This is a genomic window from Zhongshania aquimaris (assembly GCF_019312595.1).
GTDB classification, from domain to species: domain Bacteria; phylum Pseudomonadota; class Gammaproteobacteria; order Pseudomonadales; family Spongiibacteraceae; genus Spongiibacter; species Spongiibacter aquimaris.
The window spans coordinates 44690-66535 of the sequence record NZ_JAHWDQ010000005.1 but is presented as its reverse complement, the minus strand read 5'-3'; the positions used below and the strand labels follow the sequence as shown (position 1 = coordinate 66535).

Annotated in this window: 19 protein-coding genes; 9 read left to right on the top strand and 10 right to left on the bottom strand. The window is 50.2% G+C overall.

Annotated elements, in window-relative coordinates; all coding sequences use genetic code 11:
- Positions 1–35: 35 nt before the first annotated feature.
- From KXJ70_RS16205 to bioB, 4 genes are all read right to left on the bottom strand, one after another.
- Positions 36–2105 (bottom strand): YjbH domain-containing protein, encoded by a 2070-nt coding sequence (locus tag KXJ70_RS16205; RefSeq protein WP_219044588.1) that lies wholly within the window; start codon positions 2103–2105, stop codon positions 36–38.
- Between the two features lie 202 nt (positions 2106–2307).
- Complete coding sequence (bioC, locus tag KXJ70_RS16200) at positions 2308–3888, bottom strand: malonyl-ACP O-methyltransferase BioC (RefSeq protein ID WP_219044587.1); 1581 nt, start codon at positions 3886–3888, stop codon at positions 2308–2310.
- Complete coding sequence (gene bioF / locus KXJ70_RS16195) at positions 3885–5066, bottom strand: 8-amino-7-oxononanoate synthase (RefSeq protein ID WP_219044707.1); 1182 nt, start codon at positions 5064–5066, stop codon at positions 3885–3887. The genes bioC and bioF overlap by 4 nt, the downstream gene beginning before the upstream one ends.
- A gap of 24 nt (positions 5067–5090) precedes the next feature.
- On the bottom strand, positions 5091–6149 hold the full coding sequence (gene bioB, locus KXJ70_RS16190) for a biotin synthase BioB (protein ID WP_219044586.1): 1059 nt from the start codon (positions 6147–6149) through the stop codon (positions 5091–5093).
- 84 nt (positions 6150–6233) lie between these two features.
- Here bioB and KXJ70_RS16185 point away from each other — a divergent pair, with 84 nt between their 5' ends.
- The 7 genes from KXJ70_RS16185 (at position 6234) to KXJ70_RS16155 (ending at position 13343) form a co-directional block, all read left to right on the top strand.
- Positions 6234–6953, top strand: coding sequence for a ComFC family protein (locus KXJ70_RS16185; RefSeq protein ID WP_219044585.1), 720 nt, complete (start codon positions 6234–6236; stop codon positions 6951–6953).
- Between the two features lie 70 nt (positions 6954–7023).
- Positions 7024–7725 carry a molybdate ABC transporter permease subunit gene (gene modB, locus KXJ70_RS16180; protein WP_219044584.1) on the top strand — a complete coding sequence of 234 codons (702 nt, stop codon included), beginning with the start codon at positions 7024–7026 and terminating at the stop codon, positions 7723–7725.
- Positions 7722–8819, top strand: coding sequence for a molybdenum ABC transporter ATP-binding protein (gene modC, locus KXJ70_RS16175; protein ID WP_219044583.1), 1098 nt, complete (start codon positions 7722–7724; stop codon positions 8817–8819). The genes modB and modC overlap by 4 nt, the downstream gene beginning before the upstream one ends.
- On the top strand, positions 8816–9805 hold the full coding sequence (locus KXJ70_RS16170) for a serine/threonine protein kinase (protein WP_219044582.1): 990 nt from the start codon (positions 8816–8818) through the stop codon (positions 9803–9805). The genes modC and KXJ70_RS16170 overlap by 4 nt, the downstream gene beginning before the upstream one ends.
- Before the next feature lie 279 nt (positions 9806–10084).
- Entirely contained in the window at positions 10085–10543 is a 459-nt protein-coding gene (locus tag KXJ70_RS16165; RefSeq protein WP_219044581.1) for a (2Fe-2S)-binding protein, read from the top strand.
- An 11-nt stretch (positions 10544–10554) separates the two neighbouring features.
- Positions 10555–12777: a xanthine dehydrogenase family protein molybdopterin-binding subunit gene (locus KXJ70_RS16160; protein WP_219044580.1), complete on the top strand. Its 2223-nt coding sequence runs from the start codon at positions 10555–10557 to the stop codon at positions 12775–12777.
- 14 nt (positions 12778–12791) lie between these two features.
- Positions 12792–13343: a hypothetical protein gene (locus KXJ70_RS16155; protein WP_219044579.1), complete on the top strand. Its 552-nt coding sequence runs from the start codon at positions 12792–12794 to the stop codon at positions 13341–13343.
- An 88-nt stretch (positions 13344–13431) separates the two neighbouring features.
- Here the strand turns inward: KXJ70_RS16155 and KXJ70_RS16150 are convergent, their stop codons facing one another.
- On the bottom strand, positions 13432–15822 hold the full coding sequence (locus tag KXJ70_RS16150; RefSeq protein ID WP_219044578.1) for a DUF1631 domain-containing protein: 2391 nt from the start codon (positions 15820–15822) through the stop codon (positions 13432–13434).
- A gap of 240 nt (positions 15823–16062) precedes the next feature.
- Between KXJ70_RS16150 and nadC the strand changes: the two genes are divergently transcribed.
- Together nadC and KXJ70_RS16140 are read left to right on the top strand one after the other, a co-directional pair.
- Complete coding sequence (nadC, locus tag KXJ70_RS16145; RefSeq protein WP_219044577.1) at positions 16063–16902, top strand: carboxylating nicotinate-nucleotide diphosphorylase; 840 nt, start codon at positions 16063–16065, stop codon at positions 16900–16902.
- Positions 16903–16972: 70 nt separating this feature from the next.
- On the top strand, positions 16973–17785 hold the full coding sequence (locus KXJ70_RS16140) for a queuosine precursor transporter (RefSeq protein WP_219044576.1): 813 nt from the start codon (positions 16973–16975) through the stop codon (positions 17783–17785).
- Positions 17786–17787: 2 nt separating this feature from the next.
- Here KXJ70_RS16140 and KXJ70_RS16135 read toward each other — a convergent pair whose 3' ends face one another.
- From KXJ70_RS16135 to KXJ70_RS16115, 5 genes are all read right to left on the bottom strand, one after another.
- On the bottom strand, positions 17788–18513 hold the full coding sequence (locus KXJ70_RS16135) for an SDR family oxidoreductase (RefSeq protein WP_219044575.1): 726 nt from the start codon (positions 18511–18513) through the stop codon (positions 17788–17790).
- Positions 18514–18636: 123 nt separating this feature from the next.
- A complete protein-coding gene (lipA, locus tag KXJ70_RS16130) occupies positions 18637–19638 on the bottom strand; it encodes a lipoyl synthase (protein WP_219044574.1) in 1002 nt (333 codons plus the stop codon).
- Complete coding sequence (gene lipB / locus KXJ70_RS16125; RefSeq protein WP_219044573.1) at positions 19635–20318, bottom strand: lipoyl(octanoyl) transferase LipB; 684 nt, start codon at positions 20316–20318, stop codon at positions 19635–19637. The genes lipA and lipB overlap by 4 nt, the downstream gene beginning before the upstream one ends.
- Complete coding sequence (locus tag KXJ70_RS16120) at positions 20318–20617, bottom strand: HP0495 family protein (protein ID WP_219044572.1); 300 nt, start codon at positions 20615–20617, stop codon at positions 20318–20320. The genes lipB and KXJ70_RS16120 overlap by 1 nt, the downstream gene beginning before the upstream one ends.
- Before the next feature lie 41 nt (positions 20618–20658).
- Positions 20659–21822, bottom strand: coding sequence for a D-alanyl-D-alanine carboxypeptidase family protein (locus KXJ70_RS16115; protein ID WP_219044571.1), 1164 nt, complete (start codon positions 21820–21822; stop codon positions 20659–20661).
- Between the last annotated feature and the right edge of the window lie 24 nt (positions 21823–21846).

Below are 21846 nucleotides of genomic sequence, written 5' to 3'. Positions count from 1 at the left end.
ACTTTCCAACCTTGTAAATTTATATCGCTTTGACGTTATTTTGCCCGACCAAATGTTTGCCAAGCTTCACGTAATTTCTCTTGGTTCGCTCGAATATATGCGGGACTCAAACGATCACCGTTAAAATAGCCATTGCGCAAACTAAAGAATTCACTGGGCATAATATTCGGACCAAATACTAAGCGATTACCCTGCTCACCTAAAATTGTAGTTACATCGTATCGCCAACTAGGCGCCCCCGTCAGCTGAACACCCGCAACCCGCCCAAGATCTTTGCGGGGAGTTAGTGGAATAGTAAAACCAATCCCAGCAAAGGCATTACCCTCTGACTTTTTATATATTAGGTGTAAACGGGTATCACCTATGTGCTGAGTAAAGTCCACTTTATAACCAGAGTCTTCGTTATAGAACTCCCCAGCAGTAAGGTTAATTTCACTATTGGTCCGCTGAAAAAAATATCGCCAAGACGCCAAGCGCGCATTCCGCGTGATACTAGGATCGTACTTGTCTTCTAAATCGGAGAGGATCACACGAAAACGATGGCGACCATCACCTGGCTCCCAGCGACTTTCCAGAGTCGCTCCGTCATTAACGGCGAAAAACCGACCATAGGAAATCATAGTGGTAAAGCCGCGCCCCAAGCGAAACGTTTGGCTAATCACGCGATCTTTCACACCAGTTGCAACACGTTGTTCGCGAAAGACGCCACCAAAAACGCCGTCTTTCGTAAAATCCTGACTCTCTAAAAAAGACCAATCCTTAGTAATATTAAATGCTGCACCCTGCCACAACGGCAGAACTAGGTCCGTCCTCACCGCCAAGGAGTAATCAAACACGCCATACTCTGTTCCCAGAGTAGACGACAGCACCGGCCTTAGCATTGCTGTTGGCCGAAACGAGAGATAGTCTTTAACTTGATTCATCGCTGACGCGACAACTCCGCCACCACCACTACGACGACGCAACCTGTTAGTGGGCGCCGCGACCATGATAGATTCCGGAAAACTGCCGCTACCATCCAGAAACTCTCCCCATGCTAATGCTGTTCCACCTAGACCAAATACGGGAATACCGTATTTTTCGAGCTGCAAATAAAACCGATCACCCGCTGGCAAATTAGTCGCAGCGATACCTATCGCAACCGCCAAGGCATCCATTGCATTATTGTTATAACTCAAGTTTTCAAAGGCGATAATCCATTCTCTGCCATAGCGCTGAATACGCACTTTCTCTAAACTCGCCGCTATAAGGTCCCGTTTTAATTGGGCTATTTTGTCGACCGCTGCGTCTTCTGTTACGGAACCCACTTGGGATGGGTGAGGTCTTGTTTCCAATTTTGGATCAAATCCATATTGCTCTTCACGCACCAATCTCGAAACCGACGCAATCTCAGCCCTTGGCTGATCGATCGGCAAGCGACGCTGGTATTTTTGTCCTAAGGGAATTTTAAAATTAATACCGTACCAATCCTGACGATTGTCGACGCCCTCATTAGCTGAAAGCATCCACAACATCGATGCCTTCCATCCCTGTGGCATTACACCATTCGGCACTGACACTCGCACACCACTATTTAGCGAATGACCATCGTCCTCAAGAATAACACTCAGCCAATCACGCGCAGCATATTCAATGCCGCCAAAAATCCCATCTAGGCGTTGGGTTTTACCTGCGCGACCATCGTATTGCCCATACCCTATAGTCGAACGGAGATTACCGTACTGCCAAGTCGTCACCGCGTACTTAGTATCGAACTCATTGACGGATCCACCAACGTCTTGCTCGCCAATCGCAAACGAAAATCCATTCAACAGCTCCCAAGGCAACTGCAGTTTAAAATTGAAAGACAAATCAGAGCCGCCAGCCGTCGACCGGCCAGCAACATCTCGCCCTACAATTTCAATATGAGGGAAAATTCCGGCAGCAAAATTGAAGTCATTTCCCTGATCATTGAGCTTGCGGTCACGGGAAAAACGCCCGTCAACTTGGTTATCCCATGCCGCAGCGGCGGAACCGTATTCAATCACGGAGGCATCAGGGATATTGAGTAAACCACTCATTCCCTGCATGTTCATATTACCTTGGGCCATCACCGTCATCGGCATAGCGCAGCCTACGAAAAGCGCACGAATATTCCCTTTCAATGAACACCTCAATCTAATTTTTGCAGGCAATCAAATTCCATCAATAGTTTGTATTATAGACGCATAAAAAAGGGCAGCTACTTAGCCACCCTTACAATCTAACAAAGCCCACCAAATTTGCAGATAGCAAACGATCAACGTGAGCAGCGATAGCGACAATTACTCACTTTTTTTTACACCGCAAATACCAGACTTGATAAGTTGCTGGCAAATACCCATTTGGCATTCTGAATTCCTCGTAGGCCGAGGTTAATGCCGTAATTCGTCCACGACTTGTTAAACCGCTTGGTCGTCGACTATTTACATTGTGCGCACCGATATTCTTTAGTTCACGGGTTAACTCAGATAAGCGCTGATACTCCATTTGCTCACCTACCTCTCGCCACTCCTCCAATTGCAGCCCAGAATATTGAATAGCTTCATCAAGCTCTGATCGAGTCGCGAATTGATTCACGTGGGTATAGGAATCAACCTGACGCCACGACTCGCGCAGCTCGTGTAGTGTTTCTGGCCCCAGCGTGGCGATAACCGCGGTCCCTCCGGGCGTTAATACACGCTCAATCTCGGCGTAAACGGCGGGTAAATTCTCGCACCACTGCAAGGCTAAACTCGAAAAAATTTGCCCTACACTATTATCGGCTAATGCAAGGTCTTCGGCGTCAGTACACAACCACGTACTTGCCACTCCACCTGCGTGCTCCTTTGCAAAGGCAAGCATACCTGGCGCAAGATCAGTCGCAATTAACTGTCCCTCGCCCACGTATCGACGTAAGGCGGGCAAGCTGTAGCCAGTCCCACAACCTAAATCAACTAATGAAGCACCCGCCGAGACGGGCAAGATGGAGAGCAATCTATCGGCAATACGGCGCTGAAGCAGGGCCGCACCATCGTAACTCGAGGCAGCACGACTAAAGGAGCGACCAACGTCGGATTTATCTAATAGGTAAGGCGTGTGCTGATTTAGCAGCCCCTTGTCATTCACAAAATTTAGGAGGATTTCGACGAACGCCTCCGGCAAAGACAAGAACGGAATATGACCACAATCGCGCATGATCTCACAGTCGTGATTCGGATAGTGCCTCGCAATTAACGCTGCGCATTCAATCGGCACAATCGCATCATTCGAGCCCAGCACATGTAACACCGGAGCTACCACTGACGTTAAAGCCAAGCGATTATCGATATCACTCAAATACTTAAGTCCCTGCAGTAGGCCGGCTGAATTTTGCTGCGGTGCTAGACGACTCACCACTGCTTGCACTGACTCAACCCGCTCGTCGCCGTGGAGTTGTAGCAAAGCAAAACGCCGAAGGCCCTTTGCAATATTTTTTTCAATAGCCGATTTAAAATTTAAAAAATCTTCGCGCGGCATCGCCGCCGGCCAGCTGTCATCTGCGACAAATACAGCATTACTTGCCACTGTGATTAAAGCACTGACGCGCTCTGGATGGGCCGCAGCAATTGCCGTTGCAAACATACCGCCCAGTGACCAACCGCAATAAATAGCCCGCTCAGGAAGCGCTGCCAGAAGCTTCTCAACAATAGACTTCACGTCGGCATCAACTTCACAGATTTCGCTGCGACCAAAGCCCGGCAAATCAATTAACGTTATATGAAAATGCCGACGTAAGGCGGGAACGACACTTCGCCAAATTTCTGAGTCGCTAGCCCAGCCATGCAGCAAAACCAGTTCTGCTGCGCCACTGCGGTAGGCCGTGAGATGCTCACGATAAATCACCGTCATAATGTCGCAACACGCAATCCGGCAGGAACCACACGATGCAAAGCCCCAAGCAATGCATCAACATCCGCATCCGTGTGCGCCGCAGTAATCGTAATACGAAGACGAGATTGGCCCACCGCCACGGTTGGTGGGCGAATGGCAGATACCAAAATACCCTCTGCTTCCAAGTTTGCGCTTATTGCCATGGCGAGGGACTCTTCTCCCACCAACAATGGCTGGATTGCCGTATCCGACGCCATTAAAGGCAGCGCCATTTTAGCGGCGCCACTCTTAAATCTCGTTATCAAATGCTGTAAATGATCCCGGCGCCAAGATTCAGTTGCCAGCAACTCCAAGCTCGCTAGGCTTGCTGCGGCAACCGCCGGCGGCATGGCGGTGGTGTAAATATAGGGGCGGGCAAACTGAATCAAACTTTCAATCAATAACTCGCTACCGGCGATAAAAGCACCATAGCTGCCAATCCCTTTTCCCAAGGTGCCCATCAATATTGGCAACTGCTCTTGATTCAAGCCGAATAACTCACTGCTACCAGCACCGGTCTTACCAAACACCCCAAAACCGTGGGCGTCATCAGCCATCAAGCACGCATTATATTTCTGCGCTAACGCGGCCAAGTCAGACAAAGGTGCCATATCGCCATCCATGCTGAAAACCGCGTCGACAACAATCAGACGCAGGCCCTCGGCGGGTAGCTTTTGCAGGCGGCGTTCGAGATCTGCTAAATCGTTGTGGCGAAAGCGCTGAAATTTGGCACCACTCAATAACCCAGCATCGAGCAAAGAGGCATGATTTAAACGATCTTCTAAAATATGATCGCCTTTACCTACCAAGGCGGTGACCACACCGAGGTTAGCCATATATCCGGTGGAAAATAACAAAGCGCGATCTCTGCCGGCAATCTCAGCAAGTCGCTCTTCTAGACGATGATGAAGCGCAGAGTGACCGCAGACTAAATGTGATGCGCCACCACCGACACCATACTCACTACAGGCAAGCTGCATTGCCGCGATCAATTGCGGATGATTCGCTAAACCGAGGTAATCGTTGCTACAGAACAACAGGAAATCGCGCCCATCAACACGCACCCGCGGGCCCTGCGCCGTTTCCAGCACACGGCGTTTTCGATAACGGGATTGTTGGTGGCGCTCCGCAAGCCGACGCTGCAGAGCTTCAGTCATCATGATTGAATCAACCGCCGACGGTTATGCAGTTGCGTCGTAGAAAAAGCGGTCGTTCTGAACCTGCGCTACCGCACCCAGCAATGCCTCACTTTGTGCGTCGTCGTCACGTTCAACATGGCGCTCTTCGGGCTTTATACCTAAACGACCAAACAGCTCCATGTCTTTATTGGCTTTGGGATTCGGTGTGGTCAATAACTTTTCACCGTAAAAAATGGAGTTGGCACCGGCAAAATACGCCAGGGCATGCATTTCCTCGTTCATTGATTCACGACCCGCAGACAGACGCACATGAGATTGCGGCATCATGATCCGCGCCACCGCGATCGTGCGGATAAAATCGAAGGGGTCTAAATCGGCAACATCCGCCATCGGCGTGCCTTCGACCTTCACCAACATATTAATCGGTACGCTTTCGGGCTGCACTGGCAAGTTCGCTAGCTGCAATAACAAGCCGGCGCGATCTTTGATCGACTCACCCATACCGACAATCCCGCCGCTACAAACCTTAATACCGGCGTCCCGCACATTTGCCAAGGTTCCCAAGCGATCTTGATAGGTTCGGGTGGTAATAATGTCACCGTAAAACTCTGGTGAGGTATCGAGGTTATGGTTGTAATAATCCAAGCCGGCATCGGCAAGCTCCGCCGCCTGATCACCAGTCAACATACCCAGCGTCATACAGGTTTCTAAGCCCATCTCTTTCACACCCTTAACCATCGCGGTTACGTAGGGCATATCTTTCTTCTTCGGCGAACGCCAAGCAGCGCCCATACAGAAACGAGTGGTACCAGAGGCCTTAGCTGCACGAGCCTCAGCCAGCACTTTTTCAACTTCCATGAGCTTTTCTTTCTCAAGCCCCGTGTCATAGCGGTTACTTTGCGGACAGTACTTGCAGTCTTCTGGGCAGGCGCCCGTCTTAATAGAAAGTAGTGTGCTCACTTGCACGGTATTAGGATCAAAATTGGCGCGGTGCACCGACTGCGCCTGAAACAACAAATCGTTAAATGGCTGTGCAAATAAAGCTTGAACCTCTTCACTGGTCCAGTCCGTTCGAATTGTCGTTAATGCGGCGGTAGTCATGTTAAAGTCCAGCAAGAAGGTGGTGTCATTTTAATTGCCTAATGATAAAGGCTTACAGCAAGCTGTCAACCAGCAAGGATGCTTATGGTTAACAGATTTTTAAGTGTCAATTTAAACAAACTGAGCTACTGGGTGGTTTCTGGCCGCTGCATTTTATGCCAAAGCCACAGCCTGCGGGGCCTAGACCTCTGCCAGCACTGCGAAAACGACCTACCTTGGCTAGCGACTTATTGTGCGCGCTGCGCCCTGCCACTGCCTGAAAATTATCGCGATACACAGTGTGGGCGCTGTTTACGGAAACCGCCGGTGTTCACACACTGCTACTGTGCACTGTCATACGGATTCCCCGTTGATCGCCTAATCGCCGGCTTTAAGCATCAAAATCAGCTACACTATGGCGCGATATTAAGTGCACTGTGGCTAAACCATTGCCAAGACCAGCTAGATGCCGTGCCCGATGCTTTGGTTCCGGTACCAATGCACTGGCGGCGAAGAATATTACGGGGGTTCAATCAATCTTTACTCATCGCAAAAGACCTGGGTAGCGCACTTAACATCCCAGTCTATCACGCTGTTAGCCACCCCCGTGCCAACCATTCACAGCAGGGTTTAAGCGCTGCAGCGCGCCGTAAAAATCTACGCCAAGCCTTCTCCTTCAACAGCGCCTACGACATTAAAGGCAAACACCTCGCCGTGATCGACGATGTCGTTACAACAACCGCGACAGCCAATACCATGGCCGCTATACTGGCGCGCAACGGCGCTAAGCAAGTCGACATTTGGTGTCTAGCACGCACGCCGTAACACCATACATCGCCGACGGAGGACACAATATGTTTCGCCCACTACTCCGACGCACTGTGCGAGCATCAACGTGAGCCACAATGATTGGCTAGCGGTCGCCCTCACCCTTAAGCTGGCTGGCGTTACCACTCTAATTTTACTCGTCGTAAGCACACCACTGGCGTGGTGGCTTGCCCACACCCGCATTAGAATTAAGCCGGTATTAGAGGCCATCATTGCCCTACCTTTAGTGCTACCACCGACAGTTCTGGGCTTTTATTTACTAATCGCCTTTGCTCCAGACTCCGCCGTAGGCCAGCTATGGCAACTACTCAGCGGCAACACCCTCGCGTTTAGTTTTAGCGCCTTGGTAATTGCTTCTGTCATTTACTCACTGCCTTTTGTCGTGCAGCCACTACAAAGCGGTTTTCAACAACTCCCCAAACCTTTAATTGAAACCGCAGCTAGTCTAGGCGCTGGGCAAATCGATCGCTTCGTTAGCGTTATTTTGCCCCTCTGCCGCAGTAATTTTTTAGTGGCCAGCACCTTAGGATTTGCTCACACGGTTGGCGAGTTTGGTGTGGTACTCATGATCGGCGGCAATATACCGGGCCAGACCCAAGTCCTGTCTATTGCTCTATACGAACGTGTCGAGTCCCTGCAATACCAAACCGCGCACTGGCTGGCCGGCGGACTTATCGCCTTTTCAGTCATCACCCTAAGTATCGTCTACTTAGCTAACAGCTATCGTGGGCTCACTCCGCTGGCAAAATCTGACGGCGGCACACAATGAGCCTCCTATTATCCCTGCACATGGAACGCGGTGAGTTTTCTCTCAACATAGATACCGCCCTGCCCACCAGCGGTATTACCGCCATTTGCGGTCCCAGTGGCAGCGGTAAAACCACCTTGCTGCGCTGTATTGCTGGGCTAGATATCGCGCCGAATGGCATGGTGCAATTTGCCGGTGACGACTGGCAAACCGAAAGGACTATTCTCAAACCCGAGCAGCGCGGCATTGGTATCGTCTTTCAAGACGCGCAGTTGTTTCCACATCTTAAGGTACGCGGAAATTTAGAGTATGCCTTCAAGCGGCGATTCAGTGAGGCGGGACCGTCAATTGAGGAGCTGTGCGACTGGCTAGAAATCACGCAGTTACTAGATCGCGCCATTGACAATCTTTCTGGCGGCGAACGCAAACGTGTTGCTATCGCGCGCGCACTACTGCGCCACCCCCAGCTTCTACTCATGGATGAACCCCTCACCGGTCTACATGATAGTGCACGGGAACAAATGGTCGTCATCCTGCAGCGGCTAGCCAGACATCTAGCCATCCCCATTTTGTATGTGAGCCACAGCTTTCATGAGATTAGCCGACTCGCTGATCACGTTCTACTGATGGAGTCTGGGCAACTCATCGCCGAGGGCGATCTGATCACCCTGAGCACCCGACTCGACCTACCTCTCAGCAAGCAGCAGGGCGCTGGCGCCGTAATCAACGCACAATTGCATGGGCACGATCCGGAATACCAACTCAGCACGCTCACCATTGATACTCAACACCAACTTACTATCAAACAAGTGAGCGCGGAAAGCGGCCAGCAACTGCGCCTATTCGTCGCGGCGAGGGACGTCAGCATTGCGCTAGAGGCCCCTCAGCAAAGCAGTATTATGAATATTCTACCGTGCAAAATTGACACGATTGAACAAGCAACATCACCCCCTTCGAGTGCGCAAGTCACTATTCGCCTACAACTAAACGAGCAATATTTATTAGCCCACATTACCCGTAAATCCTGTGATCGCCTGCAACTACAGCAAGGTCAGCACGTCTTTGCGCAGATAAAAACTGTCGCCTTAATTAATGAATACGGGACTGCAACATGAGCACACTCGAACAAATCGACTTCACCAATCTTAATCCTGATCGAGTCATTGACGCAGTGGAAAGCCTTGGCTATGTCAGCGATCTACGTGTTTTTGCACTCAATAGTTATGAGAATCGCGTCTATCAATTTGGCCTAGACGATCAAGAACCAATCGTCATCAAGTTCTATCGTCCAGAGCGTTGGAGTGACGAGCAGATTTTAGAAGAGCACCAATTTACACAGCAGTTAGCAAATACCGACATCCCGGTTATACCACCTTGGCAAAACGCCGCCGGCGACAGTTTATTTCGCTTTGAAGGCTACCGCTTCGCCATTTATCCACGCCGCGGCGGACACGCGCCAGCACTCGACGATATGGACAACCTTTTTCAATTAGGGCGCCTTTTCGGGCGCTTACATCTGGTAGGTGCCAGCACACCATATCAATATCGGCCCAAACTGGATGTGGTCAGTTTTGGCGACGACAGTCGTCGCGATATTTTGGCAGATGTAATTCCCGACAGCCTGCAGGAATCTTATGCAACAATTAGCGAAGACCTGCTCCGTCATGTTCGCCAACGAGTCGCTGAAATTAATCCCAGCTATATCCGCACCCACGGCGATGGTCACGTCGGCAATATTTTATCGCGCAGCGACGAAACATGGTTGGTGGATTTTGACGACAGTCGCATGGCGCCGGCCATTCAAGATTTATGGATGTTTCTTTCCGGCGAACAAGATAGTCAACAACGCGCCATCATGGAATTGGTGGAAGGCTATCAAGAATTCTATGACTTTAACCCCCGTGAACTAGGGCTCATCGAAGCACTGCGCAGTTTAAGAATCATGCATCATGCAGCGTGGTTAGCACGTCGCTGGCAAGACCCAGCCTTTCCCAAGGCTTTCCCGTGGTTCAATACGGAACGTTACTGGGGCGAACACATCCTGCAATTACGCGAGCAGCTTTCCTTGATGCAAGAACCACCATTACGCCTGCCGTATTAGTCGAGTGGCGCACACCGTCGAGACTTGATCCAGCACCAGTGTTTACACGTACAACATCAACTGCTACCTTGCCACAACACAAATAACACGATGCGTTAGAGTGTTAACTTTAGCGTATATACTTAAGGTTACGCGTCAATACATAGGTAACACCGCCCTGCAAAATCAGGAGCTATAGCAAACTAGGACTCAGTCAAGCAACAATAGACAGACACAAAGCTATGTGCTGGGCTCAACACACAATAAAAATTCACCCCTTATTCTGAGGCGGGAGCCAACATGTTTACCATCCGTGTAAACGGTGTAGAACACACCGTCGATGCCAGCGAAGACAAACCCTTACTCTGGGTGCTCAGAGAAAACCTAAAGCTCACGGGAACGAAATACGGCTGCGGCCAAGCCCTCTGTGGTTCATGTACAGTGCACGTCGACGGTCAGCCAACCCGCTCCTGCGTTATGCCCATTAGCGCCGTTGGCAACAAGCAGATTAGGACCATTGAAGATATCAACACTGAGCACATCGGCAGTCTCGTTCAACAAACTTGGCAAACATTAAACGTTCCCCAGTGCGGCTATTGTCAGTCTGGGCAAATTATGGCCGCCACTGCCCTTTTAAAAAATAACGCATCCCCCAGCGATCAAGACATAGACAAAGCGATGTCAGGCAATATTTGTCGATGCGGCACCTACCCCCGCATACGCAAGGCCATTCATAAAATTGCCGCTGAACAATTATAGGGGTTGCTAGAATGACAGAATTAGACAAGATATCGCGCAGAGATTTCATTCGCGTTAGTGTCCTCGCCGGCGGCGGATTACTCGTTGCCTGTGGCGGCGGTGGCTCAAGCTCTCGCAGCAATGCCCCCAGTGGCCCAGGCGATAATGGCGGCGGCACACCAGTAACACCTGCCGACGCGTTTCAAGTCGGCGAATTTATGCGAATTAGCACCGACAATAAAATTACCGTATTGGTCGGCGCGAGTGAAATCGGTCAAGGCGCCCTCACCTCCATACCGATGATTGTCGCAGAAGAGCTTGACGCCGACTGGAGTCAGGTGACCGCAGAAATGTCGCCGGTCGCCGCTAATTTCAACAACCCCTACTTCCAAAACCTATTGCAATTCACCGTCGCCAGCTCTGCGATTCGCGGCTATTTTCAAGGTCAGCGCAGCGTCGGCGCGGCGGTGCGCCAAATGTTAATCAATGCCGCGGCGAAACGCTGGGGGGTAGAGGCAGACACCCTGCGTACCGAGGCAAGCTTCGTTATTGACGATATTGGTGGCCGCCGCGCGAGCTATGGCGAACTGTCGAGCGCCGCAGCAGAAGAGCCCATCCCCAACAATCCACCCCTAAAAGACCCCGCTGCCTATCGTATTATCGGTAGCTCACAGCAGCGCCTGGACGCAGCCGACAAAACCAATGGCAGCTTTCGCTACGGTATGGATGTTGATATTCCCAATATGCTCACCGCCGTTATAGCAAGGCCACCGCGCTTCAATGGCCAAGCCTTAAATGTCGATGACAACGCTGCACTTGCCGTACCCGGCGTCCGCAGTGTTCACACTATCCTTGGCGGGGTTGCGGTTGTCGCCGACGATTTTTGGTCCGCCGACAAGGGGCGCAAGGCACTTATCGTGCAATGGAACGAGCTACTTGCTGGTCGCACCGACTCAGACACACAGCGCAATGCTTACAATCTCCGCTTAAATCTTCCCGGCCTTCCAATTCGAACCGATGGCCTCGTATTGCTTGCACAAACATTAGCCAGCGAAACCATCAGTGCTGACTATTATTTCCCTTTCATGGCCCACGCGGCGATGGAACCCTTAAATGTGGTGGTCGACTACGACGGTAGCAGCGCAGAAATTTGGACCGGCACTCAATCTGCCACCCTAGACAAAATATTTGCGGGTCTAATACTCGGCCTGCTACCTGATCAAATTACCTTTCATATGATGCCCTCGGGCGGCGGCTTTGGTCGCAGAGGCAACCCGCTTGCCGATTTCGTCCGCGACGCCTGCGCGGTCGCCAAAGCGGTGCGCCAACCTGTCAAAGTGATCTGGACCAGAGAGGACGACATGAAAGGCGGCTTCTACCGCCCTGCGGCCGCAGTCAGAGTCTCCGCCTCCATTGACAGTGCGAATAATATCAGTGCGTGGACGCATCGCTCGGTGACCCAAGACGTTACCGCATTGCTGTATGCAGAAAATCTTCTAGACAGTCTGGCAGATTTCACTCTACCGCCACTAAAAGAACTCACCGATTTTGAAACGGGTATGCCCTATAAGATCGACAATGTACTGATGGACGCCCACCTCACCGTCAACCTCGCCATGCCGGCACTGTGGATGCGCTCGGTCAATAAGTTTTCAGACGTGTTTGCGCAGGAAACCTTTATAGACGAGCTAGCTATGAAGGTGGGCAAAAACCCCTATAACTTCCGCCGCGATTTGCTCTCAGAAAAACCTCGCCATCGCGCGGTACTAGACGCTGTTGCAGACGCCGCCGGCTGGGGATTTAGCAGTGGCGGTATTAGTCAGGGCATTGCCGTGATGGGGCACTGGAATAGCTTTGTGGCGCAGGTAGTCGAAGTTTCTGTATCTGCCAACCGCGAACTCACCATTCATCGTGTCGTGAGTGCGGTCGACTGCGGCACCGCTATAAATCCAGACTTAGTGATTGCTCAGGTTGAGTCCGCCGTTATTTTTGCACTTTCAAGTATTCTCTTCGGCGAGATATTGCTCGAGGACGGCGTCGTTCAGCAAAGTAATTTTGACGACTACCCAGTATTGCGCATGTATCAAACACCGGTTATTGAAACCGTTATCGTCAACAGCGGCAATCCAGTAGGCGGGGTTGGTGAACTGGGTGTGCCCTGCGTTGGGCCCGCACTCGCCAATGCCATTTTCGAGGCGACGAATGAACGTATTCGTGAATTGCCACTCACCCGTAGCAATTTTAAAATCGCATAAGCTGGGAGCTGAATATGCCGCCGAATTTTGCCAATACCATCCGCCGTATTGTAAGTAGCTCCCTGCTTATCGCCGCAGGTCTTATCAGCAGCCAAGTGGCCGCACAATCACCGCTATTTCAGCCACTTTTTGAGGTGCTAACCCACCCTAGGTGCCTGAATTGTCACACCAAAACCGACTTTCCTCGCCAGGGAGACGAGCGTCGTCGTCACGCGCAACTCGTGGTCCGCGGCGAAGATAATCACGGCGCTCCAACACTGCAATGCAGCGCCTGTCACCAAGATGAAAATGTCGCCGATGGCGCCGTGCCAGGCGCGCCGCACTGGGCGCTTGCGCCACTAAGTATGGCTTGGGAAGAACTCTCCCCCAGCGAACTTTGCGCAGTATTAAAAGACACTAGCAAAAATGGCAACCGCAACTTAGAGGCCTTATTCAAACACATGAGCGAAGATGAGTTGGTGTTGTGGGGCTGGACACCCGGCGGCGACCGCACCACGCCACCACTAAGCCAGCCGGCGTTTGTGGAAGCATTAAGAGCGTGGGTTGACGCTGGCGGACCGTGTTAGCACGGTGCAAATACGCAGCTGATTAAAATGACAAACAGTGTTTTTAAATTCCGCTCGAAGGTTTTTTCATGGCTTGGTGATGAATTAACTACTTGAGCGGTTTGTCTTTCATATCTCGCAAATTACTGATTACCGACTCTAATGCGCGATCAAACAGGTGATCATCTTCAATAAGCGCAACGGTGTCGTCGAGTAAAGCTGCTTGAAGTTCCTCGCGATTAAGTTCAGCAACCTTAATACCCGAGCGGTTAACAAAAATATACTTGCCAATACCGTTGATAACCGCAGCTAGTCGACAGCGCAGCATTCGCCCATCATCTTGACGAAAATCAACCCAATTGCCGACTCGCAAGGTTTGAATACGGCTATTAAGGGCGTCCTTATCAGGAGCGCTGCTGTCATAATCCTGAGTATGTGTTGTATTGGAATTCAAAGGAACAGAATAGGCCTTTGTCTCCGGCCAGGAACTGTCATCACCAAGGCTTTCAGCTAAGGAGGCGTCTAGATCCGCTAAATTTACTTCCTCAGTACTCTCAGCCTTTTCTGTATGGACAGTATTTGATTCAGCATCGCCAAGATCCTGATGTAAATCAGCAGACGTATTTGCCGGCACCGCAGGAGCCTCAACCACCTCTGGCAGTCGACGAACAGCCGCTGCCTTGCGACTAAGCTTAGCTAGATGCAGGCGTTCTAATTGCTCAAACCAACGATCAGTCTCAAATGAATTTAATGAAACGCGGGTAAAACCCAAACGCAAGGTTTCCACTAAAACCGGCAGTGCGGCAATCAGCTCGTTGCGGTGACCTTCCTCTTCAGAGGGCAGAACACTCCACAACAGGCGATCAATCAGTCCAGCATCTTCACTAAAACGCTCACTATCTTTGCCATGCTGGATATAACTTAGGAACAGTACTTTGCTCCAACCAAGTTGCAGAATCTTAGTAACCACCGGTGGGCAATCAACACCACCCAGCTTGTGCTCCAAAATAGCGGCAATGTACATGCGTGCATTTTCGGCAGCTGCTTTGCCGTCTTCCGCATCAACAGTTCTGCGAGCAACCAACTCCGCACGACGCTTTGCCTTTTCATTAAACGCAGAGAAATCTTGATACGCATCGACAAAGACCTGAGTATCTACGCCAAAATCGTGCAAAATGCGCATGACCACTTCTTCGGTTTTTTTGTACAGAGGGTCTCGGTCTACTCCCGCCACTGGCGACCAGCCAATACCGGCACTAACTAAAGCACTTAATAATTTACGCGCAGGATGTTCATCGTGGCTAAAAAAGCCCTTATCTAACATGGCCATTTTCAGCACGGGGATCTGCAGGCGCGCAATCAGTCCTTTTAAAGACTCTGCCAAGCCATCCCCGTCAAGAATAAATTGGAACAAGGCACCAACGAAATTGATTGTATCTTGGTCGCGCTGATAAGACAGTGCCGACACGTCGGTATGGGCAACCCAATTAACCTGTTGCAAGCGGGCGATTAATTTCTGCGCCATCAAGTGGAAATCAGCTTGTCCATCACTACCAGCTGGGGATGCTACATTGAGCTGAGTAAACTGCTCATGCTGCATTTCTTGCAATGCCACCATAAACGAGGGCTTTGACAGCGCGGTTTTAGCTCCAGCGGCATTATATTCTACCTTGCCAATCAAACTTTCTAAGGCATCAAATAAGCGCGTCACCATCTCTGTGGATTGCGAGTTATGTTGCGATGCGTTTTGCTCGCTGCCAGCTGGTAGCTCGCTGGTTTCTTTTACCGTCTTAGTCGACGGGTTTGCGGATTTTTTCTCAAGCTGCTCTAGCGGCAAACCCTGCGCATCAAGAATCGGCACGAGCAACTGATAGAGCTCACCATAAGCGGCAACGACATGAGTATCAAACAACTTGAAGAGAAGTAACTTAGCCTTTATATCGATTTCTAGCGATTTACAGGCGATACCAAACGCCGCTGCGATTTTCGCCGGCCCCATGGGTAACTCTTTGGCCGCCACTACTGGACCGCTTACTACGTGCTGCCAAGCAGTACATAAAATCCATACTTCATGAAGAAAACGGCGCTCCGCCTTATTTGCCATGCCCTCAAGCGCAACCAGCTCTTCAAGTGCCTCTGACTCCAACAGCTTTAACTTTGCCTGCCCTAGCTCCAGTGATGAGGCAATATGCTCATTCGACACCATGGCCGCAAACGCATTGATAAACGCATCCGAAAAACGCTTTTCAATACCCTCGCGATTGACTCTAATTTCTCGCATAGCATCAAAGTACAAATGCTGCTCGCGAGCATTACTCGCCTCGTCCGCAAGCTCAAATAAGCTATCGTCGACCTCATCTAGAAATACTTCCATCCGCCCTTTTAAGAAGCCACTCGCCTTATCGCGGATAGCCACTAGGGCGTCGGGCAATGGCGCTGCCGATACAAGCGGCTCGCGCCGTGTACTCAGATCCACTACCTTAGAGGAAGAATCAGTCATAATTTCCTGTTGTTCTTATGTTGCATATTATGGGAAACCGGTTGGATATTAGCATAAGTTATCGTAACTTTTGTTCAAGGCCAAGCATCCTATAGTTATACTTTAAAAAGTCTTCCCTCAACCATTGCTAAATCTACTTACGACAACTGCGAAACTGGCACTTAAAGGCGCACATTTCAGCCTGTACTGATAGAATACCGCGCAGATAATTTTATTCACTAATCCGCCTGGAAAACCACCATGCAATTCTCAGACGCATTGCAGCGCGACATCACGGAAACCGTGCGTTTCGCGCTCGCCGAAGACATTGGTAGCGGCGACATTACCGCCCAGTTAATACCCGCTGATCACAGCGCTAGTGCCCGCATAATCACCCGTGAATCGGCGGTCATTTGCGGGGTAAACTGGGTGAACGAAGTTTTTCAGCAAATTGATAACTCCGTCACAATTACGTGGCATATCGCCGACGGTGACTACGTCGCCGCCGATAGTGTTCTATTTGAACTAACTGGTCCAGCTCGCTCACTGCTCACCGGCGAACGCACTGCGCTCAACTTTTTACAACTGCTCTCCGGCACAGCGACAGTCTGCAAACACTACGCCGATTTAGTCGCCCACACCAATGTTCGCCTGCTAGATACCCGCAAAACCATACCAGGCTTGCGTACAGCGCAAAAATACGCCGTGACCTGTGGCGGCTGCCACAATCATCGAATCGGCCTATACGACGCCTTCCTAATAAAAGAGAATCACATTGCCGCCTGCGGCGGTATTGCAGCCGCAATCAACGCTGCGCACGATATCGCGCCTTTAAAACCGGTAGAAGTCGAAGTAGAAAACCTAAGTGAACTCAATACCGCGCTTGAGGCAAACGCAGACATTATCATGCTCGATAATTTTAGCCTTGAGGACATGCGAGAGGGGGTCGCTATCACCGCAGGACGCGCTAAGCTCGAGGCCTCTGGCAACGTCAGCACCCAAACATTGGCTGCAATTGCAGAGACCGGCGTAGACTTTATTTCAATTGGCGCTTTGACCAAACACGCACAGGCCATCGACTTATCGATGCGCTTTATTTAAGGCTTTAGCGCTAACACATGTACTTCCGCTGATTTACAGGCGCGCCGTTACTTAAATTCAGGAGATAGGCTTGCTGAAAAATATACTTACCGATAAGGCGAGCAAACTTTTCATCGTGCTGGGCGGATTTTTCGTCGCCAATGCCATTTTGGCGGAGTTGATCGGTGTAAAGATATTCTCTTTAGAAAATAGCCTTGGCATTGCACCACTGGACCTCAATGTTTTGGGCATTGACGGGCTATCCTTTAACTTAACCACTGGTGTATTACTCTGGCCATTTGTTTTCGTATTAACAGACTTAATTAACGAATACTACGGTAAGCGAGGGGTTCAGTTACTCTCCTACTTAACCGCCGGACTTATTGTGTACGCCTTTGCCATGGTCTTTGTCGGCATACATCTCACCCCGGCAGATTTTTGGCCGCAGTCGCATATCAACCCCGCACTGCCAGTAGACGAGCAAGAGATGCTCCGCAGCCAAGTTGGCAATTACGACGCTGCCTTTCGGCTAGTTTTTGGGCAGGGACTTTGGATTATCATCGGCTCACTCGTTGCATTTTTGGTGGGACAGATTATCGATATAACGGTCTTCCAAAAAGTGAAGCAACTCACCGGCGAGGGCATGATATGGCTCCGTGCAACGGGTTCGACCTTGGTCAGCCAACTCATCGATAGTTTTGTCGTGTTATTCATCGCCTTTTACATTGGCGCAGACTGGAGTTTGCAACTGGTATTAGCGATCGGCGTTGTAAATTATATCTACAAGTTTTCGATGGCAATTTTGATGACGCCACTACTCTACGCAGTGCATTACCTCATCGAGCGCTATTTAGGCGAAGAGCGAGCAGCGACAATGAAACAGGACGCCTTGATTAACTACTAATGTTAACTACTAATGTGTCCCGCTTGTGGCCGCAAAACGATATCTTCAACAACAACATTGCGGTCTAAGCGGTAAATATCTAAAAAAGCGCGAGCGACATCTTCCGCGGGCATTAAGCGGTCTTGACCAACACCCGACCCATGCCACGATGGCGAATAAGTTGGCCCAGGGGAAACACAAGAGACCCGAATACCTTCGCCACGCACCTCCTCACGCAGTGCTTTACTAAACCCACTCACCGCGTGTTTAGCCGCGCAATAGGCGGAAACATTGGCGTAGCCCTCAAGCCCAGCAGTCGATGACATATTAAATATGTCGCCTTTCTTGTTTGCCAACATACCAGGCAACACCATGCGACTCATAAGAAATGTGCTACGCAAATTCACGGCTATCACGCGGTCGAAATCTACCACCGCCATATCCTGTAAAGCTGCGCCATGCCATGATCCTGCGTTATTAATTAAGACGCTAACATCACCCATATCCCGCGCTAGTGCCGTGAACAATTCCTCTACTTGCTGTTCATCGCTAACATCAACGGAATAACTGCGAACCTCGACAGCGGCATGACATTCGGCAGCAACCTTGTCCAAGGCATCTTTATTTCGCGCAACCAAGGCCAAACGAACAGGGAATTCTGCGTTTGCAAAACACCTAGCAATAGCGGCGCCTATGCCTTGAGACGCACCGCTAATTAAGACTAAAGGGGCTTTTTTCACTTCAGGCATGCTACCTCACACTGGGATAGGCTGTAGGCCTAAAACTGGAGCCTTGCTTAACAAAGGTTCAAAGGGCTGCGCTCACGTACTTAAGCAGAACAACCCTCATAATCAAGTAATGGAAGTGATGACTTACATAGATTTGAGCAAGCTTAAATCCACTTGCTTGTCTGCGTGATAGGATGAGCGAACCAGAGGGCCGCTGGCGACACTTTTAAACCCAAGCTCTTTGGCGATGCGACCAAATTCGTCGAATTCTTCTGGCGTCACAAATCGCTCTACCGCTAAATGGTCGCGACTGGGCTGTAAATACTGCCCCATCGTTATCATATCAATATCATGCGCGCGCATGTCTTTCATGACTTGAATAAGCTCCTCAGCGGTCTCTCCCAAGCCCAACATCAAGCCTGATTTGGTCAGCACATCGGGGCGACGCTCTTTGTATTTTTTGAGCAGATCCAAAGACCATTGGTAATCCGAACCTGGGCGAATTTTTTTATACAAACTCGGCACCGACTCAAGATTATGGTTAAACACATCTGGGGCTTCTTTTTCTAAAATATCGAGCGCGACGTCCATTCTACCGCGAAAATCTGGCACTAGAACCTCAATTCGAATCTCCGGGCTACGCGCTCGAGTCTCACGAATACAGTCGGCAAAATGCTGGGCGCCGCCGTCGCGTAAATCATCGCGGTCAACAGAGGTTACCACCACGTACTTCAACTTCATTTCGGCAATAGCTTCTGCCAGCTCGCGCGGCTCATTTTCATCTAATGCATTGGGACGGCCGTGGGCGACATCACAAAATGGGCAGCGACGAGTACAGATTTCACCCATGATCATGAATGTTGCTGTGCCACCACTGAAACACTCACCCAAATTAGGGCAGGCCGCTTCTTCACAAACCGACGCAAGCTTGTGTTTACGAAGTATACTTTTAATACGAGTAACTTCAGGTCCCGTCGACATCTTGACCCGAATCCACGACGGCTTTGCTGGCAACTCAACAGTCGGTATGACTTTAATTGGAATACGCGCTACTTTTTCGGCACCACGTAACTTCTCGCCTTGCACTACTTTTTTAGCTGCGGCTTTAGACATGATGCCAACGGCACCGTCACTTTCAGATTTCATGAAACCCCCAAAGTGTCAGGCAAGCAGTGCTCACTCACTTCCCGACAATGTAAATAGTCCAGTACGCTCGCTAATTCCGCGCTCAGCATACGGGTAAGTTCGTCCTGCGAAGGTAATTCAACATCTCTTTGATGGCGAATATCAGTCACCTCCATACCCTGATGACCGCAGGGATTTATACGCTGGAAAACGCTTAGATCCATATCAATATTCAAGCTCAACCCGTGAAACGTACTGCCACGCCTCACCCTTAGGCCCAATTGCGCTATTTTAGCACCATTTTCAACATACACCCCAGGGGCGTCGGGACGAGGATGAGCTGGAATACCCAATTGCGCCAAAACGGCGACAATACTATTTTCTATCGCCGTCACCAGCTCGCGAATTCCCATACCCAATCGACGCAAATCCACCAAAACATAGCCTACTAATTGCCCAGGGCCGTGATAGGTAACCTGCCCGCCTCGGTCTACTTGAACAACAGGGATATCGCCAGGCATCAGAATATGCTCGGCTTTTCCCGCCTGACCTTGGGTAAACACCGGATCATGCTCTACAAACCACAATTCATCAGGACTTTGTGCGTCGCGAACATCGGTGTAGTGCTGCATTGCACGCCATACCGGCTGATAAGATTGGCGACCCAATTTGCGCAGCCATAGCGTATCTGGTCTGCTCATTAGAGAACCATTTTAACCAAACCAGTCGCTTTTAATTCAGCGAATATGGTATCGAGCTGGGGCTTACCCGTCGCGGTAATGACAACGGTGATCGACAAGAATCGACCTTCACTACTTTCGCGCTCGCTAATCTGAGACTCATCAATATCACCAGCGTTAGCGCGCATTATTTCAATCACGCGCTGTCGCAAATTTTGGCCAGCAACGCCAATGACTTTTATGGGGTATTCACAGGGAAATTCCAATATCGGCTTGCCAGTTTCGGCTTCGCTAGTCTCGGTGACCGTAAATTTATTCATAATACAACTCGCGCGGGGTTAGCCCGCGCTCTATTAACTAATCAGGAAATCAGGTTCACAAAAAACAAAACGATGCTGTCCCAAAGGCGCTTCAAAATACCGCCCTCTTCAACCGCTTGAAGTGCCACAAGTGGAACCCGCAACTTTTCTTCGCCAGCCAAACTAACCACTAATTCGCCGTATTCTTGGTCAGCAGTAATCGGGGCAATTAGCACTTCATCTACATTTAACTGCGCATCGAGCGCGTCGCTTCTGCCACGAGGGATAGTGATAAATACATCTTGCTGTACACCCAAACTCACTTCTTCACTGTCACCCTTCCAGACTTTCGAACGAGTCAGCTCTGTCCCGCCAGCGTAAAGCTGATGAGTTTCGAAATAACGGAAGCCATAAGATAACAATTTCTGCGTTTCGCGCTCGCGGGCTGGGGTACTGCTCGTTCCCATCACCACAGAAATCAGGCGCATGCCCTCGCGCTTTGCAGACGTCACCAAGCAGTACCCTGCCGTTGTGGTGTGGCCGGTTTTTAGACCATCAACAGTGGGATCACTCCACAGCAGACCGTTGCGATTACTCTGGCGAATATTGTTAAAAACAAAGTCATGCTCGCTATAAAGCGCGTATTCATTTTTGTAGGCAATGATTGCCTTGGATAAAATCGCCAAATCGCGAGCTGACATATAGTGCTCTGGATCTGGTAATCCATGTGAATTAACGAAATGACTATTCGTCATTCCCAGTCTCGCCGCGTGCTGGTTCATCATGCTAGCAAACGCATCTTCACTTCCAGCAATATGCTCTGCTACCGCAACGCTGGCGTCATTACCGGAGGAAATGACCACACCTTTGTGCAATTCACCTAGCGGCACTTGTTTACCGACTTCAATCCACATTAAGGATGAGCCATTAAAAATGGGGTTTTGCGCCCACGCATTTTTACTGATGGTCACCATATCGTCATTGCTGACTTGGCCGCGCTCTAACTCGTATGACAAAACATAGCTCGTCATTAACTTAGTCAAACTAGCAGGAGGTATACGCTCATCAGCGTTATGCTCAATTAACACCTCGCCGCTGTTGGCATCCATCAGAAAATAAGCCGATGCGGCCACACTGGGAGGGGCAGGAACCAAATCCGGCTGAGCCAAGGCATTTGTAGACATAACCACTGCCGCCGCTAAGGCCGCAAACACTTGCTTAAACATAAGACCCTTTTTTGTTCTCGTTAA

Excerpts from the sequence above, each read along its gene's own strand:
- KXJ70_RS16205 (WP_219044588.1), bottom strand. The coding sequence starts at position 2,105 with ATGCCGATGACGGTGATGGCCCAAGGTAATATGAACATGCAGGGAATG.
- bioC (WP_219044587.1), bottom strand. The coding sequence starts at position 3,888 with ATGACGGTGATTTATCGTGAGCATCTCACGGCCTACCGCAGTGGCGCA.
- bioF (WP_219044707.1), bottom strand. The coding sequence starts at position 5,066 with ATGACTGAAGCTCTGCAGCGTCGGCTTGCGGAGCGCCACCAACAATCC.
- bioB (WP_219044586.1), bottom strand. The coding sequence starts at position 6,149 with ATGACTACCGCCGCATTAACGACAATTCGAACGGACTGGACCAGTGAA.
- KXJ70_RS16185 (WP_219044585.1), top strand. The coding sequence starts at position 6,234 with ATGGTTAACAGATTTTTAAGTGTCAATTTAAACAAACTGAGCTACTGG.
- modC (WP_219044583.1), top strand. The coding sequence starts at position 7,722 with ATGAGCCTCCTATTATCCCTGCACATGGAACGCGGTGAGTTTTCTCTC.
- KXJ70_RS16170 (WP_219044582.1), top strand. The coding sequence starts at position 8,816 with ATGAGCACACTCGAACAAATCGACTTCACCAATCTTAATCCTGATCGA.
- KXJ70_RS16165 (WP_219044581.1), top strand. The coding sequence starts at position 10,085 with ATGTTTACCATCCGTGTAAACGGTGTAGAACACACCGTCGATGCCAGC.
- KXJ70_RS16160 (WP_219044580.1), top strand. The coding sequence starts at position 10,555 with ATGACAGAATTAGACAAGATATCGCGCAGAGATTTCATTCGCGTTAGT.
- KXJ70_RS16155 (WP_219044579.1), top strand. The coding sequence starts at position 12,792 with ATGCCGCCGAATTTTGCCAATACCATCCGCCGTATTGTAAGTAGCTCC.
- KXJ70_RS16150 (WP_219044578.1), bottom strand. The coding sequence starts at position 15,822 with ATGACTGATTCTTCCTCTAAGGTAGTGGATCTGAGTACACGGCGCGAG.
- nadC (WP_219044577.1), top strand. The coding sequence starts at position 16,063 with ATGCAATTCTCAGACGCATTGCAGCGCGACATCACGGAAACCGTGCGT.
- KXJ70_RS16135 (WP_219044575.1), bottom strand. The coding sequence starts at position 18,513 with ATGCCTGAAGTGAAAAAAGCCCCTTTAGTCTTAATTAGCGGTGCGTCT.
- lipA (WP_219044574.1), bottom strand. The coding sequence starts at position 19,638 with ATGAAATCTGAAAGTGACGGTGCCGTTGGCATCATGTCTAAAGCCGCA.
- lipB (WP_219044573.1), bottom strand. The coding sequence starts at position 20,318 with ATGAGCAGACCAGATACGCTATGGCTGCGCAAATTGGGTCGCCAATCT.
- KXJ70_RS16120 (WP_219044572.1), bottom strand. The coding sequence starts at position 20,617 with ATGAATAAATTTACGGTCACCGAGACTAGCGAAGCCGAAACTGGCAAG.
- KXJ70_RS16115 (WP_219044571.1), bottom strand. The coding sequence starts at position 21,822 with ATGTTTAAGCAAGTGTTTGCGGCCTTAGCGGCGGCAGTGGTTATGTCT.